General features: G+C 58.8%; 21 protein-coding genes. 11 read left to right on the forward strand and 10 right to left on the reverse strand.

Annotated elements, in window-relative coordinates:
* The first annotated feature begins 20 nt into the window (after positions 1–20).
* Genes CKW29_RS11400 through CKW29_RS11420 form a run of 5 tightly spaced genes read left to right on the forward strand, consistent with a single transcriptional unit; the run spans position 21 to position 3788 of the window.
* Complete coding sequence (locus CKW29_RS11400) at positions 21–416, forward strand: FagA protein (protein WP_095148498.1); 396 nt, start codon at positions 21–23, stop codon at positions 414–416.
* Positions 409–1785 carry an aspartate ammonia-lyase gene (locus CKW29_RS11405; protein ID WP_095148499.1) on the forward strand — a complete coding sequence of 459 codons (1377 nt, stop codon included), beginning with the start codon at positions 409–411 and terminating at the stop codon, positions 1783–1785. Before CKW29_RS11400 ends, CKW29_RS11405 begins: the two co-directional genes overlap by 8 nt.
* A 27-nt stretch (positions 1786–1812) precedes the next feature.
* The gene (locus tag CKW29_RS11410; RefSeq protein WP_095145000.1) at positions 1813–2250 is read left to right on the forward strand and encodes a hypothetical protein; all 438 of its coding nucleotides are present in this window, start codon (positions 1813–1815) and stop codon (positions 2248–2250) included.
* A 1-nt stretch (position 2251) separates the two neighbouring features.
* Positions 2252–2863 (forward strand): superoxide dismutase, encoded by a 612-nt coding sequence (locus CKW29_RS11415; protein WP_095148500.1) that lies wholly within the window; start codon positions 2252–2254, stop codon positions 2861–2863.
* Between the two features lie 31 nt (positions 2864–2894).
* Positions 2895–3788 (forward strand): ZIP family metal transporter, encoded by an 894-nt coding sequence (locus CKW29_RS11420; RefSeq protein WP_095148501.1) that lies wholly within the window; start codon positions 2895–2897, stop codon positions 3786–3788.
* A gap of 43 nt (positions 3789–3831) precedes the next feature.
* Here the strand turns inward: CKW29_RS11420 and CKW29_RS11425 are convergent, their stop codons facing one another.
* The 10 genes from CKW29_RS11425 to CKW29_RS11470 form a co-directional block, all read right to left on the reverse strand.
* Complete coding sequence (locus tag CKW29_RS11425) at positions 3832–4104, reverse strand: HPr family phosphocarrier protein (RefSeq protein ID WP_095148502.1); 273 nt, start codon at positions 4102–4104, stop codon at positions 3832–3834.
* Positions 4105–4119: 15 nt separating this feature from the next.
* Positions 4120–4977, reverse strand: coding sequence for an RNase adapter RapZ (gene rapZ / locus CKW29_RS11430; protein ID WP_095144996.1), 858 nt, complete (start codon positions 4975–4977; stop codon positions 4120–4122).
* 2 nt (positions 4978–4979) lie between these two features.
* Entirely contained in the window at positions 4980–5444 is a 465-nt protein-coding gene (gene ptsN / locus CKW29_RS11435) for a PTS IIA-like nitrogen regulatory protein PtsN (RefSeq protein WP_095077879.1), read from the reverse strand.
* Between the two features lie 12 nt (positions 5445–5456).
* Positions 5457–5765 (reverse strand): ribosome hibernation-promoting factor, HPF/YfiA family, encoded by a 309-nt coding sequence (hpf, locus tag CKW29_RS11440; RefSeq protein ID WP_003178005.1) that lies wholly within the window; start codon positions 5763–5765, stop codon positions 5457–5459.
* 106 nt (positions 5766–5871) lie between these two features.
* Positions 5872–7365, reverse strand: a complete 1494-nt coding sequence (locus tag CKW29_RS11445; protein WP_095148503.1) for an RNA polymerase factor sigma-54 — start codon at positions 7363–7365, stop codon at positions 5872–5874.
* 181 nt (positions 7366–7546) lie between these two features.
* Complete coding sequence (gene lptB, locus CKW29_RS11450; protein ID WP_095144994.1) at positions 7547–8272, reverse strand: LPS export ABC transporter ATP-binding protein; 726 nt, start codon at positions 8270–8272, stop codon at positions 7547–7549.
* Positions 8273–8821: a lipopolysaccharide transport periplasmic protein LptA gene (gene lptA, locus CKW29_RS11455; RefSeq protein ID WP_095148504.1), complete on the reverse strand. Its 549-nt coding sequence runs from the start codon at positions 8819–8821 to the stop codon at positions 8273–8275.
* A complete protein-coding gene (lptC, locus tag CKW29_RS11460) occupies positions 8808–9380 on the reverse strand; it encodes an LPS export ABC transporter periplasmic protein LptC (protein ID WP_095144992.1) in 573 nt (190 codons plus the stop codon). Before lptC ends, lptA begins: the two co-directional genes overlap by 14 nt.
* A 7-nt stretch (positions 9381–9387) precedes the next feature.
* Positions 9388–9912, reverse strand: a complete 525-nt coding sequence (locus tag CKW29_RS11465) for an HAD family hydrolase (protein WP_095148505.1) — start codon at positions 9910–9912, stop codon at positions 9388–9390.
* A complete protein-coding gene (locus CKW29_RS11470; RefSeq protein WP_095148506.1) occupies positions 9912–10886 on the reverse strand; it encodes a KpsF/GutQ family sugar-phosphate isomerase in 975 nt (324 codons plus the stop codon). The genes CKW29_RS11465 and CKW29_RS11470 overlap by 1 nt, the downstream gene beginning before the upstream one ends.
* Before the next feature lie 276 nt (positions 10887–11162).
* Here CKW29_RS11470 and CKW29_RS11475 point away from each other — a divergent pair, with 276 nt between their 5' ends.
* The 6 genes from CKW29_RS11475 (at position 11163) to CKW29_RS11500 (ending at position 14569) form a co-directional block, all read left to right on the forward strand.
* A complete protein-coding gene (locus CKW29_RS11475) occupies positions 11163–11972 on the forward strand; it encodes an ATP-binding cassette domain-containing protein (protein ID WP_095144989.1) in 810 nt (269 codons plus the stop codon).
* On the forward strand, positions 11972–12769 hold the full coding sequence (gene mlaE, locus CKW29_RS11480) for a lipid asymmetry maintenance ABC transporter permease subunit MlaE (protein WP_095144988.1): 798 nt from the start codon (positions 11972–11974) through the stop codon (positions 12767–12769). Before CKW29_RS11475 ends, mlaE begins: the two co-directional genes overlap by 1 nt.
* Positions 12769–13236 carry an outer membrane lipid asymmetry maintenance protein MlaD gene (mlaD, locus tag CKW29_RS11485; RefSeq protein WP_095144987.1) on the forward strand — a complete coding sequence of 156 codons (468 nt, stop codon included), beginning with the start codon at positions 12769–12771 and terminating at the stop codon, positions 13234–13236. The genes mlaE and mlaD overlap by 1 nt, the downstream gene beginning before the upstream one ends.
* An 11-nt stretch (positions 13237–13247) precedes the next feature.
* Complete coding sequence (locus CKW29_RS11490) at positions 13248–13901, forward strand: phospholipid-binding protein MlaC (protein ID WP_095144986.1); 654 nt, start codon at positions 13248–13250, stop codon at positions 13899–13901.
* Positions 13898–14203 (forward strand): lipid asymmetry maintenance protein MlaB, encoded by a 306-nt coding sequence (locus tag CKW29_RS11495; protein WP_095144985.1) that lies wholly within the window; start codon positions 13898–13900, stop codon positions 14201–14203. Before CKW29_RS11490 ends, CKW29_RS11495 begins: the two co-directional genes overlap by 4 nt.
* 114 nt (positions 14204–14317) lie before the next feature.
* Positions 14318–14569 carry a BolA family protein gene (locus CKW29_RS11500; RefSeq protein WP_095077854.1) on the forward strand — a complete coding sequence of 84 codons (252 nt, stop codon included), beginning with the start codon at positions 14318–14320 and terminating at the stop codon, positions 14567–14569.
* The last annotated feature ends 8 nt before the right edge of the window (positions 14570–14577 follow it).

Below are 14577 nucleotides of genomic sequence, written 5' to 3' on the forward strand. Positions count from 1 at the left end.
TTATCGAATGAGCCCGGATCATGAGTTCCGCCTTGCACGAGCAGCCCTATCTCGAAAGCTGGCGCTGGATGAGCCGCCAGATCCGTTGCGCGCTGGATCCTGACGAACCGCGCCTGATCGAACACTACCTGGCCGAAGGCCGCTATCTGGGCTGTTGCACAGTGACTTCGCCCTGGACCATTGCTGAAACCTCATTTCGCTTGCTGCTCGACACGGCGGCAGATACGGCGCTGCCCTGGCACTGGCGCAACCTGTGCCTGGACCAGGCCTGGCGCCCGCTGCGTGAGCTGGAGCGCCTCTCGTTGTGCAACTGCCGGCTCAAACGCTGGCAACGCTACACCTGGCAACTGGCGACCTGCGAGTTGCAGCCTTCGATTTCTCTGACTGAACTGGTGCAAGGATTTCCTGATGAGTAACACTCGTATCGAACGTGACAGCATGGGCGAACTGCAAGTCCCGGCAGACGCCTTGTATGGTGCCCAGACCCAGCGCGCCGTGGATAACTTTCCCGTCAGTGGGCAGCGGATGCCGGCCCAGTTCATTCGTGCCCTGATCCTCGCCAAGGCCGCCGCCGCCAAAGCCAACGTCGAGCTCAAGCAGCTGAGCGAAGCTCAGGGCAAGGCCATTGTCGATGCCGCCCAAGGCCTGCTCGAAGGCGACTACATGCGACACTTCCCGGTGGATATCTTCCAGACCGGCTCCGGCACCAGCTCCAATATGAACGCCAACGAGGTGATCGCCACCCTGGCCAGCCGATTACTCGGCGAACCGGTCAATCCGAACGATCATGTCAATTGCGGCCAGAGCAGCAACGACATCATCCCGACCACCATCCACGTCAGCGCGGCGCTTTCGCTTCACGAGCAATTGCTGCCTGCACTGGTGCATCTGGTCCAGGTGATCGAGCGCAAGGCTGAACAGGTTCACCCCTTCATCAAGACTGGCCGTACGCATTTGATGGACGCCATGCCGGTGCGCATGAGTCAGGTGCTCAACGGTTGGGCACAACAACTCAAGGCGAACATCGGCCATTTGCAGAGTCTGATGCCCGCCCTGCAATCCCTGGCTCAGGGTGGCACGGCAGTCGGTACCGGGATCAACGCTCACCCGCAGTTTGCAGCGCTGTTCAGTCAGCAGTTGAGCGCGCTGACCCAGGTGCAGTTCACGCCGGGCAAGGATCTGTTCGCGCTGATCGGCTCCCAGGACACGGCGGTTGCGGTTTCGGGCCAACTCAAGACCACGGCCGTGTCACTGATGAAAATCGCCAATGACCTGCGCTGGATGAACTCTGGCCCCTTGGCAGGCCTGGGTGAAATCGAACTTGAAGGCTTGCAGCCGGGATCGTCGATCATGCCGGGCAAGGTCAATCCGGTGATTCCGGAGGCGACGGCGATGGTTGCCGCCCAAGTGATCGGCAATGACACGGTCATCACGGTGGCGGGTCAGTCGGGCAACTTCGAGCTGAACGTCATGCTGCCGATCATTGCCCAGAACCTGTTGAGCAGCATTGAACTGCTGGCCAATTCCAGTCGCCTGCTCGCTGACAAGGCCATTGCCAGTTTCAAGGTCAACGAGGCCAAGCTCAAGGAAGCGCTGTCACGCAATCCGATCCTGGTCACGGCGCTCAATCCGATCATTGGCTATCAGAAGGCTGCGGAAATTGCCAAGACGGCCTATCAGCAAGGTCGCCCGGTGATCGATGTGGCGCTAGAGCACACCGATCTCACGCTCCGCCAACTGGAAGAGTTACTCAATCCCGAGAAGCTCACCGCAGGCGGCGTGTAATCACCGCTATCGCTTTGGAGATTCACCATGGAGCATTGGAAACGCACGATCGAAAGGGCCAACCGCTGCTTCATGCTGGGCGAGTTGGTGGATGCCCGCGAGCACTATCTGCAGGCACTGGCGCTGGCCCAGGTGTTGTACGAGCGGTGGCCGGATGCCGACGAAGCGGTCGCTGCCTGCGTGATTTCCCATCACAACCTCGCCGACCTGCATTTACGTCTGAACCAGCCGGAGGAGAGCGCCGAATACTTGTGCGCCATCCATCAACGGCTGTTACAGACCATGCAGGACTCGCGGCTGGTGCCCGCCCTGCGCGAAGCCGCGCTCCGCCAAAGCAGCAAGACCTACGTCGAGTTGCTCAATTTCATTAGCGAGCACGGCGAATACCCGCGCACCCACCGTTTGCTGCATATCGATACCGCAGCGCAGCCAACCAGGGCGCGCGCTCATCATGGAGTTCATTGAAATGGCTTTTACCTTGCCGGCCCTGCCATACGCCTACGATGCACTGGAACCGCATATCGATGCGCAAACCATGGAAATCCATTACTCCAAGCACCATCAGGCCTACATCAACAACCTCAATGCAGCCGTTGAAGGCACTGAATTTGCCGAGTGGCCGGTGGAGCGCCTGGTGGCCGGCGTTGCACAGTTGCCGGAAAACCTTCGGGCTGCCGTGATCAATCAAGGCGGCGGGCACGCTAACCATTCGCTGTTCTGGGCGGTCATGGTACCCAATGGCGGCGGCAAGCCAGAAGGCGAACTGGCCAAGGCCATCGACAAGCAACTGGGTGGTTTCGACAGCTTCAAGGACGCGTTCACCAAGGCAGCGCTGACGCGGTTCGGTAGCGGTTGGGCGTGGTTGAGCGTCACCCCGCACAAGACCCTGGTAGTGGAAAGCAGTGGTAACCAGGACAGTCCGTTGATGAGCGGTAATACGCCGATCCTCGGCCTGGACGTCTGGGAGCACGCCTATTACTTGTGTTATCAGAACCGTCGCCCTGAATACATCAATGCGTTCTATAACGTGATCCATTGGCCGGAGGTTGCCCGGCGCTACCAGGCAGCGCTGGTTTGAGTCCTCACAATAAAAAGAAATAAGGCCGACTATGGGCACTGAAATACTGGCGATCAGCAGTGGGCGAATGTTTCGTTATGCAGTGGGGGCGCTCTTGTTGTTGGCGGGCTCTACTTTGCTGGTTGCCCACGGCCTGGCGTGGCTGAGCCTTGATCCAAAGTTGATGCGGGCACTGCAAGGCGGGGCTATCTGTACGCTGGGTACGGCCTTGGGGGCGGTGCCGGTACTGGTCATCCGCCGGATGCCGGTGGCGCTCAGTGATACTTTGCTGGGCTTTGGCGCCGGGGTCATGCTGGCCGCCACGGCGTTTTCGCTGATCGTGCCCGGTATCGCGGCGGCTGAAAGCCTGGGGCTGACACCCTGGGCGTCCAGCGGCCTGATCTGTCTCGGCATCATGCTGGGGGCGTTTGGACTGTTTGTGGTGGATCGCAAGGTGTCCGGTGCGACACCGCAGATGCTGGTCGGTACCCTGGAGCACCCGGTCGTCCCTCCGCGTATCTGGCTGTTCGTGTTTGCAATCATTGCTCACAACATCCCTGAAGGCATGGCGGTGGGTGTCTCGGCCGGTGGCGGTATGCCGGATGCCGACAGCCTCGCCATGGGCATCGCGCTGCAGGACGTGCCGGAAGGGCTGGTGATTGCCTTGGTGTTGGCCGGGGCCGGGATGTCACGGGCCAGGTCATTCCTGATCGGCGCAGCATCAGGCCTGGTCGAGCCGGTTTTTGCGTTGCTGTGTGCCTGGTTGGTGAGCCTGGCCGAGGTCATCTTGCCGTTAGGCCTGGCGCTGGCGGCCGGCGCAATGCTGTTGGTGGTGACTCACGACGTTATCCCTGAATCGCGTCGTAATGGTCACGACAAACTGGCCAGCCTTGGGTTGCTGGTAGGGTTCTGCCTGATGATGGTGATGGATACGGCGTTGGGTTGAGGTGTGGCGAGGGAGCAAGCTTGTTCGTCAAAAAGGCGTGCGCTTACTCGCCTTCGTCGAAGAAGTTGTTGATCAATGCCACCAGCGCGTCCAGTGCTTCCTGCTCTTGCTCACCTTCGGTTTTCAGATGGATTCTGGTGCCTTTGCCAGCCGCCAGCATCATCATCGCCATGATGCTTTTACCGTCGACCATGCTTTCGGGGCTGCGACCGGCCCTGATCTGGCAGGGATACTGACCTGCAATACCCACGAATTTAGCGGAAGCGCGGGCATGCAGACCCAGTTTGTTGATGATTTCAATTTCCAGAGCAGGCATCGCGGTGTGAATCCTTTAGCTAAGGTCGCGGTGGCGAACCTGGACGTTCTTCAAGGTTTTTTGCAGGAGTTGACCCAGGCGCTCGGTCAGGTAGACGGAGCGGTGATGCCCACCGGTACAGCCAATGCCAATAGTGACGTAGGCGCGATTACTTGCCGCAAAGCGGGGTAGCCATTTGAGCAGGTAGCTGGAAATGTCCTGGAACATTTCCTCAACATCCGGCTGGGCAGCCAGGTATTCGGCGACCGGTTGATCCAGCCCGGATTGTTCGCGCAGTTCTGGTTTCCAGTAAGGGTTGGGCAGGCAGCGCACATCGAATACCAGGTCGGCATCGACCGGCATGCCACGCTTGAACCCGAAAGACTCCACCAGGAAGGCGGTGCCTGGCTCGGGCTGGTTCAGCAGGCGCAGCTTGATGGTGTCACGAAGCTGGTAGAGGTTCAGGTTGGTCGTATTGACCTTGAGGTCCGCCAGATCGGCTATCGGCCCCAGCAGGGTGGTCTCATCCTGAATGGCTTCGGCCAGCGAGCGATTGGCGCTGCTCAGCGGATGGCGACGGCGGGTTTCCGAGAAGCGCTTGAGCAGGGTCTCTTCGTCGGCGTCCAGATACAGTACGTCGCATTTTATGTGCCGGGCGCGGACTTCTTCCAACAGCTCGGGGAAGCGCGTCAAGTGGCTGGGCAAGTTACGCGCGTCGATGGACACCGCCACCAGTGGCTGGGTCAATTCGTTGTGGATCAGGGCACGTTCGGCCAGTTCCGGCAGCAGGCCGGCTGGCAGGTTGTCAATGCAGTAATAGCCGTTGTCCTCCAGTACATCGAGGGCTGTGCTTTTACCGGAGCCGGAGCGGCCGCTGACGATGATCAGGCGCATGGTTAGTGACCGTTCTGCTCGTCCAGGACAACCTGATACAAGGCTTCGCTGCTGGTGGCGCTGCGCAAACGGTCGCGGACTTCCTTGCGGTCGAGCATGCTGGCGATCTGGCGTAGCAGTTCCAGGTGCGCATCGGTAGCTGCCTGGGGGACCAGCAGGACAAACAGCAGGTCGACCGGTGCGCCGTCGATAGCGTCGAAATCAATAGGCGCGTCCAGGTGCATCAAGGCGCTGATGGGCGACTCGCAACCTTTGAGACGGCAGTGGGGAATAGCGATGCCGTTGCCAAAACCGGTCGAGCCGAGTTTTTCACGGGCAATCAGGCTCTCGAAGACATCCTGCATCTCCAGCTCCGGGACTTCCCGGGCGATCAGGTTGGCAATCTGTTCAAGGGCGCGTTTTTTACTGCCGCCCGGCACGTTCACCAGGGAACGGCCGGGGGTCAGGATGCTTTCAAGTCGGATCATGGGTTTGGGGTGTTAACGACCGGTCGCGCCCTGAAGGAGGCTCTGGGTCTTTTCCTTATGCTTTTTGAGTTGGCGATCCAGCTTGTCGGTCAGCAGGTCGATGGCGGCATACATGTCCGTGTGCTCGGCATTGGCAACCACTTCTCCGCCGGGAATATGCAGCGTGGCTTCGATTTTCTGCAACAGCTTCTCGACATTCATCGTGACCTGCACGTTGGTGATCTTGTCGAAATGCCGCTCCAATCGGTCGAGTTTTTCGCCGATGTAGGTGCGCAGAGGTTCGGTCACTTCCAGTTGGTGTCCACTGATGTTGACTTGCATACAGCTTCTCCTTCGTTGCCAGTGCATAAGGTGGCAGGCTGAGTTGCCTGCCACTAGGATGTTTCCGAAAAATCGAATACACCCTGGAACGCGGTGGCGTGGCCCGTTACATCAATCGCTTGCGTTCGCTCGAAGGCGCGATCCCGAGGGACTCGCGGTACTTGGCGACGGTGCGGCGGGCTACCTGAATGCCTTGTGCCTCCAGTAAACCAGCGATCTTGCTGTCACTCAACGGCTTTTTCTGATTTTCCGCGGCAACCAGTTTTTTGATGATCGCGCGAATCGCTGTGGACGAGCATTCACCGCCTTCGGAGGTGCTGACGTGACTGGAGAAAAAGTATTTCAGTTCATAAATACCGCGTGGGGTATGCATGAATTTTTGCGTGGTCACCCGTGAAATGGTCGACTCGTGCATGCCGACGGCTTCCGCGATGTCGTGCAGGACCAGCGGCTTCATCGCCTCGTCGCCATACTCGAGAAAACCGCGCTGGTGCTCGACGATCTGGGTGGCAACTTTCATCAGGGTTTCGTTGCGGCTTTGCAGGCTCTTGATGAACCAGCGGGCCTCCTGCAACTGGTTGCGCATGAAGGTGTTGTCGGCGCTGGTGTCGGCACGGCGGACGAAGCCGGCGTACTGTGGGTTGACGCGCAGGCGCGGCACCGATTCCTGGTTGAGCTCCACCAGCCAGCGTTCGTTGTCCTTGCGTACGATGACGTCGGGCACCACGTACTCGGCTTCGCTGGACTCGATTTGCGAGCCCGGGCGCGGATTGAGGCTCTGTACCAGTTCGATGACCTGGCGCAGTTCGTCTTCCTTGAGCTTCATGCGGCGCATCAGCTGGCTGTAGTCGCGGCTGCCGAGCAAGTCGATGTAGTCGGTGACCAGGCGTTTGGCTTCGGCCAGCCAAGGGGTCTTGACCGGCAACTGGCGCAATTGCAGCAGCAGGCACTCGCCCAGGTTGCGGGCGCCGATGCCGGCAGGTTCGAATTGCTGGATGCGGTGCAGGACGGCTTCGATTTCGTCCAGTTCGATGTCCAGTTCCGGGTCGAAGGCCTCGAGAATCTCTTCGAGGCTTTCGTCCAGGTAGCCCTGATTGTTGATGCAGTCGATCAGCGTGACGGCGATCAGACGATCGGTGTCGGACATCGGTGCCAGGTTCAACTGCCAGAGCAGGTGGCTCTGCAGGCTCTCGCCAGCTGATGTACGGGTGGTGAAGTCCCACTCGTCGTCATCGTTGCTGGGCAGGCTGCTGGCGCTGGTCTGGTAAACGTCTTCCCAGGCGGTGTCGACGGGGAGTTCGTTGGGAATGCGTTCGTTCCATTCACCCTCTTCAAGGTTGTCCACCGTGGGGGCGGTTTCCTGGTAGGAGGGTTCCTGGATCTCGGTGTTGGGTTTCTGCTCGATGTTGTCCGCCATTGGATCGGCGTTATCGAAGTCGTCGCCGTCTTCCTGACGTTCGAGCATTGGATTGGATTCCAATGCTTCCTGGATTTCCTGTTGCAGGTCCAGGGTCGACAATTGGAGCAGGCGGATGGCCTGTTGCAGCTGCGGTGTCATCGTCAGCTGCTGGCCCATTCTCAAGACTAGCGATGGTTTCATGGCAGGGGCTTAACACCTTATTCGCCGGCGCACATGCGCCATCCACTACAGGGCGCCGAAGCGCCAAACATAAGCAAATTATATGCCTGAAACTGAAGTGTTTGCCTAGAGTGTCGAGACAATAAAAACATTCACGGCCGCATTGACATTACGCCCCGGCAACTCTCAGGCGCCTCAGCGCTTAGAGGCGGAACTCATGGCCCAGATACACTTCCTTGACCAATTCGTTGGCCAGGATGGTTTCGGCGTCGCCTTCGGCGATCAGTTGGCCGTCGTTGACGATGTAGGCGGTTTCGCAGATGTCGAGGGTTTCGCGGACGTTGTGGTCCGTGATCAGTACACCAATGCCCTTGGCCTTGAGGTGGTGGATGATCTGCTTGATGTCACCTACCGAGATCGGGTCCACGCCGGCGAAGGGTTCGTCGAGCAGGATGAATTTCGGTGCCGTGGCCAGCGCGCGCGCGATTTCCACGCGGCGACGTTCACCGCCGGAAAGGCTCATGCCCAGGTTTTCACGGATATGGTTGATGTGGAATTCCTGAAGCAGGCTTTCCAGCTCTTTGCGGCGACCGGCCTTGTCGAGTTCCTTGCGGGTTTCGAGAATGGCCATGATGTTGTCGGCGACTGACAGTTTGCGGAAGATCGACGCTTCTTGCGGAAGATAGCCGATACCTGCCCGTGCACGACCGTGCATGGGTTGGTGGCTGACGTCCAGGTCATCGATCAGCACGCGTCCCTGGTCGGCCTGGACCAGGCCCACGATCATGTAGAAACAGGTGGTCTTGCCAGCGCCGTTCGGGCCTAGCAAACCGACAATCTGGCCGCTGTCGATGGACAGGCTGACGTCACGCACGACCTGGCGGCTCTTGTAGCTCTTGGCCAGATGCTGGGCTTTCAGAGTTGCCATTTAAGGGGCCTTTTGCTCGTCGGTTTTCTTTTTAGGCTGAATCACCATGTCGATGCGCGGGCGTTGTTCGGTGACCTTGCTACCCGTCGCGCGACCGGCGCTGGCGAGCTTTTTGTTGGTGTCGTAGACGATTTTCTCGCCTTGGGTGATGTTGCCATCCTTATCGACGACTTTGGCGCGATCGATCAGTACTACGCGGTCTTGCGAAGCGTGGTACTGGATAGTCACCCCATAGCCTTGGACAGGCTTGGTGTCGCCGGCAGTTTGCATCTGCTCGAAGTAGGCCAGGTTGCCCACCGAGGTCACGACGTCGATATCGCCAGCCGCTGTGCGAGTGATGGTCACGGTGTTGCCGGTGACCTTCATCGTGCCCTGGGTGATGATCACGTCACCTTTGTAGGTGGCGATGCCATTCTTGTCGTCCAGCTGTGCGTCGTCGGCCTGAATGCGGATAGGTTGATCTCTATCGTTCGGCAGAGCCCAGGCGCTCACGCTTCCCAGTGCTGCGCCCAGACTGAGCAAAATAGGGAGGGTTTTAACGAGCCTCATACTGTCCTCTTACGTTCGATAGCAGGTGTATCCTGCTTTCTTTCAAATACGCTTTCATGCCGGTCCCCGTCGATACACCGCCAGCACCGTCGATTCTAACGGCTTGCTGGGTCTGCGCATATTGCTGCTGCGGGAATACGGTCATGCGGCTGCTGGTAATGATCATCGCGCGGTCCTTTTCGTCGGTGCGCGCAATGCGTACCGAGTCGATCAGTTCGACTTCGGTGCCGCCAGGGTTGACCTCGCCACGCTCACTCTGGACGTGCCAGGGGAACTCGGTGCCGCGATACAGCTGCAGGTCCGGCTTGGTCACCAGGGTCACATCGCTGGCCTTGACGTGCTCAACCTTGTCGGACGTCATTTCGTACTGCAACTTGCCGTCGGGCAGGTACTGCACGCTATGGGCGTTGGTTGCATAGAAGTCGATCTCGCTCTCGTTGACCACCGTCACGGGCTTGTCGAGAAAACGTTCTGGACTGATGTTCCAATAGCCAACAGCCGCGAGCAGTGCGGCAATGGCCCCGAAAAATAATATGTTGCGAAACTTTTTGCTCAGCATAAGTAGCTCACAGGTACGCGGCGTTGGCGGCTTCAAGGTTGCCTTGGGCGCGTAGAATCAATTCGCAAAATTCGCGTGCTGCACCTTCGCCTCCGCGGGCAAGGGTAGTGCCGTGGGCGTGCTCACGAACGAAACTTGCAGCGTTGGCGACGGCCATGCCCAGGCCGACACGGCGAATCACTGGCAGGTCCGGCAGGTCGTCACCCAGATAGGCAACCTGCTCATAGCTTAGGCCCAGCTGCGCGAGAAGGCTGTCGAGTACGACCAGTTTGTCCTCGCGCCCCTGATACAGGTGGGGAATCCCGAGGTTTTTTGCGCGCTTCTCGACGACCGGGGTCTTACGACCACTGATTATGGCCGTTGTTACACCCGTGGCCATCAACATTTTGATGCCCTGGCCGTCGAGGGTATTGAACGACTTGAATTCGCTGCCGTCTTCGAGGAAGTACAGGCGGCCATCGGTCAGGACGCCATCGACGTCGAACACGGCCAGTTTGATGTTTTTGCCGCGTTGCAGCAGGTCGTTGTTCATTACATGACTCCCGCGCGCAGCAGGTCGGACAGGTTGAAGGCGCCGACGGGGCGATCCTCCTTGTCCACCACTACCAGTGCGTTGATTCTGTTGTCTTCCATGATTTTCAGGGCTTGGGCGGCCAGCATGTCGGCGCGGGCAGTCTTGCCGTGAGGGGTCATGACGGCGTCGATGGTGGTGTTGTGGATGTCGATGTTGCGATCCAGGGTGCGGCGCAGGTCGCCGTCGGTGAATATCCCGGCCAGTTTTCCGTCATCTTCCAGTACCGCGGTCATGCCCAGGCCTTTGCGGGTCATTTCCATCAATGCGTCTTTGAGCGGGGTGCCGCGCACGACGCAGGGCAAATCGTCCCCGGCGTGCATGACACTTTCCACCTTGAGCAGCAGGCGGCGGCCCAATGCTCCACCGGGGTGCGAAAAAGCGAAGTCTTCCGCCGTAAAGCCGCGGGCTTCCAGCAGGGCAACCGCCAGCGCGTCGCCCATGACCAGGGCGGCAGTCGTCGATGAGGTTGGCGCCAGGTTCAGCGGGCAGGCCTCATGTTCGACGTGGACATTGAGGTTGACCTCGGCGGCCTTGGCCAAGGGCGAGTCAGGATTGCCGGTCAGGCTGATCAGCTGTATGCCCAGGCGCTTGATCAGTGGCAGCAACGTGATGATTTCGTTGGTGGAGCCGGAGTTGGACAGCGCGAGAATGATGTCGTCGCGCGTGATCATGCCCATGTCGCCGTGACTGGCTTCGGCCGGGTGTACGAAGAATGCCGTGGTGCCGGTGCTGGCCAGGGTCGCGGCAATTTTACTGCCGATATGCCCGGATTTACCCATGCCGACCACTACCACGCGCCCCTTGCCGGCCAGAATCAACTCGCACGCGCGTACGAAATCAGCGTCGATATGGGGCAGCAAGCCTTTTACGGCTTCAAGCTCGAGGCGGATGGTACGTTGTGCCGATTGAATCAGGTCGCTGGACTGGCTCATGTCTGAATTCGTTTAGCTGGTGAAAAGGTGGCGATTATAGCGGTAATGGGCCATTCGCTCACGTTAGTTCGTCATGCTTTCTGCGGTCTGAGTCACGGGAACTCTCTGATTAGCGGCTATCAACCTTAATTGGAGCTGAATGCAGCGGTCTTCGTCCTTGGGCGCCAAGGGCGGGCAGTGATATAGTTCGTCGCCAGTTCGGCCTGCCCGGGCAGTATGTGCTCTCGCCAGAGATCGCAGCGTCCGAGTGAGAGGCTTGCATCGCAAGGAGTTTAGATGAGTGCCGATAACGCCTACGCGGTCGAGCTGAAGGGAGTGTCCTTCAAGCGCGGCGCGCGTAGCATTTTCAACAATGTCGATATTCGCATTCCACGCGGCAAGGTTACCGGCATCATGGGACCTTCCGGCTGCGGGAAAACCACGCTGTTGCGCCTGATGGGCGCGCAGTTGCGTCCTTCCGGTGGCGAAGTGTGGGTCAACGGGCAGAATTTGCCCCAGCTGTCGCGCAGCGATCTGTTCGATGCGCGCAAGCACATGGGCGTGCTGTTCCAGAGCGGTGCGCTGTTCACCGACCTTGATGTGTTCGAGAACGTCGCATTCCCGTTGCGTATTCATACCCAACTGCCGGAAGAAATGATCCGCGACATCGTATTGATGAAGCTGGAGGCAGTGGGCTTGCGTGGCGCAATCGAGTTGATGCCCGATGAGCTGTCCGGTGGCATGAAGCGTCGTGTGGCGCTCGCCCGCGCCATTGCCCTGGATCCGCGCATTCTCATGTACGACGAACCGTTTGTCGGCCAGGACCCTATCGCCATGGGCGTACTGGTACGCCTGATCCGTCTGCTCAACGACGCCCTGGGTATTACCAGCATCGTGGTTTCCCATGACCTGGCCGAAACCGCGAGCATTGCCGACTATCTGTATGTCGTCGGTGATGGGCAAGTGCTGGGGCAGGGCACTCCCGCCGAGCTGATGGATTCCGATAATCCGAGAATTCGCCAATTCATGAAAGGTGATCCGGACGGGCCGGTACCGTTCCACTTTCCAGCGACGGATTACCGCGCAGATCTTCTGGGGAAGCGCTGATGCGCAAGATTTCACTAATAGAAAGAGTTCGTCGATTCGGCCAGGCCGGCATCGACAGCGTCGCGGTCCTGGGTCGTTCATCGCTGTTCCTGTTTCACGCATTGCTCGGGCGCGGCAGCGTGGGCAGCGGTTTCAGCCTGCTGGTCAAGCAGTTGCATTCGGTCGGCGTCATGTCCCTGGTGATCATCGTGGTCTCCGGGATTTTCATCGGCATGGTGCTGGCGCTGCAGGGCTTCAACATTCTGTCCAGCTACGGCTCGGAGCAGGCGGTCGGGCAGATGGTGGCGCTGACCCTGCTGCGCGAGTTGGGGCCGGTGGTCACGGCATTGCTGTTCGCTGGGCGCGCGGGCTCCGCGTTGACCGCGGAAATCGGCAACATGAAGTCCACCGAGCAACTGTCCAGCCTGGAAATGATCGGTGTCGATCCGCTCAAGTACATCATTGCCCCCCGCCTGTGGGCGGGCTTCATCTCCCTGCCACTGCTGGCGATGATTTTCAGCGTGGTCGGAATCTGGGGCGGCTCCTGGGTGGCGGTAGACTGGCTGGGTGTGTATGAAGGCTCCTACTGGTCGAACATGCAAAACAGCGTGACGTTCAATGGTGACGTGCTCAACGGCATTATCAAAAGCATGGTCTTTGCCTTTGTCGTGACCTGGATCGCCGTATTCCAAGGCTATGACTGTGACCCCACCTCGGAAGGGATCAGTCGTGCCACCACCAAGACCGTGGTGTATGCCTCATTGGCTATCCTCGGCCTGGACTTTATTTTGACCGCCTTGATGTTTGGAGATTTCTGATGCAAAACCGCACCCTGGAAATCGGTGTCGGCCTTTTCTTGCTGGCTGGCATCCTGGCTTTACTGCTGCTTGCCCTGCGGGTCAGTGGACTGTCCCCTGTTTCGAGCACCGACAGCTATAAACTTTATGCCTATTTCGACAATATCGCCGGTTTGACGGTCAGATCCAAAGTGACCATGGCCGGTGTGACCATCGGCAAGGTCACGGCAATCGATCTGGACCGCGACAGCTTCACCGGTCGAGTGACGTTGGAGCTGGAGAAACGTGTAGATAATCTGCCGTCTGACTCCACGGCATCCATCCTCACCGCCGGTTTGCTGGGCGAGAAGTACATCGGTATCAGCGTTGGCGGTGAAGAGAGTCTGCTCAAGGATGGCCAGACCATCCATGACACGCAGTCGGCGCTGGTGCTCGAGGACCTGATCGGTAAATTCTTGCTCAATACCGTTAGTAAAGACGCCAAATGAGGAGTTTTTCCATGATCTCTACTTTGCGACGTAGCCTGTTTGTCTTGCTCGCGGCCTTGCCGCTGATGGCTAACGCCGTGGCTGCGCCTTCGGCGCACGAGCTGGTACAGGATACGACCAACCGGTTGCTCGCAGACCTTGCGACCAACAAAGAGAAGTACAGGCAGGATCCGAAGGACTTTTATGCTGCGTTGAACAGCATTGTCGGGCCCGTGGTGGATGCCGAGGGCATTTCCAAGAGCATCATGACGGTCAAGTACTCGCGCAAGGCCACGCCTGCGCAGATGAAGACCTTTGAAGAGAACTTCAAGACCGGCCTGTTCCAGTTCTATGGCAACGCTTTGCTCGAGTACAACAACCAGGGCATCGTCGTCGAGCCAGCCAAGGATGAGTCGGGTAACCGCACCAGCGTTGGCATGACCGTCAAGGGTAGCAATGGCTCGATCTATCCTGTGTCCTACACACTCGAGAAGATCAATGGCGAGTGGAAGCTGCGCAACGTGATCATCAACGGCATCAATATTGGCAAACTGTTCCGTGACCAGTTCGCCGACGCGATGCAGCGCAATGGCAACGACCTGGACAAGACCATCAATGGTTGGGCCGGTGAAGTCGCCAAAGCCAAGGCAAACACTGAACAGACCGCCGAGAAGCAAGCGCAATGAGTGAGTCGGCCGTCCGTATGGGGGACGCCGGTGAGCTGATGCTCAGTGGCGTACTCGATTACCGCACCGGCCCGGAACTGCGCAAGCAGGGCCAGGCCTTGATCAAGTCCAGTACCTCGCCAGCCGTGGTGCTGGATTGCTCGGGCGTGGAGAAGTCCAGCAGCGTCGGTTTGTCGTTGCTGATGGCTTTCATGCGCGACGCGGCAGCCGGTGGCAAGGCAGTGAGTGTCCGTGCATTGCCGGATGACATGCGTGAAATCGCTCAGGTCTCTGGTTTGACCGGGATTTTGGCGCACCCTTAACTAACATCTATAAAAAGGCCCCCCGTCAGAGTCCTGCCATGCGGGGTTCGCAGGCGCGGGGCTTTTTTGTATGATGTCCGACCCGTGCGCACAGGGCGCCGATTGAGGTTGAGCATGCAGGCCAACGAAGTGAAGAGCTTCCTTGAGGGAAAGCTGTCCGAGACTCTTTTATCCGTACAGGTAGAAGTTGAGGGCGAAGGCTGCAACTTTCAGCTGAACGTGATTAGCGATGAACTGGTGGCTTTGAGCCCGGTCAAGCGTCAACAGAGCATCTATGCCCATTTGAACCCATGGATCGCTGATGGCAGCATCCACGCGGTCACTATGAAATTTTTCAGCAGCGCGGCCTGGGCCGAGCGCACCTGAGCCCAAGG

Source organism: Pseudomonas sp. Irchel s3a18 (assembly GCF_900187535.1).
Lineage (GTDB): Bacteria > Pseudomonadota > Gammaproteobacteria > Pseudomonadales > Pseudomonadaceae > Aquipseudomonas.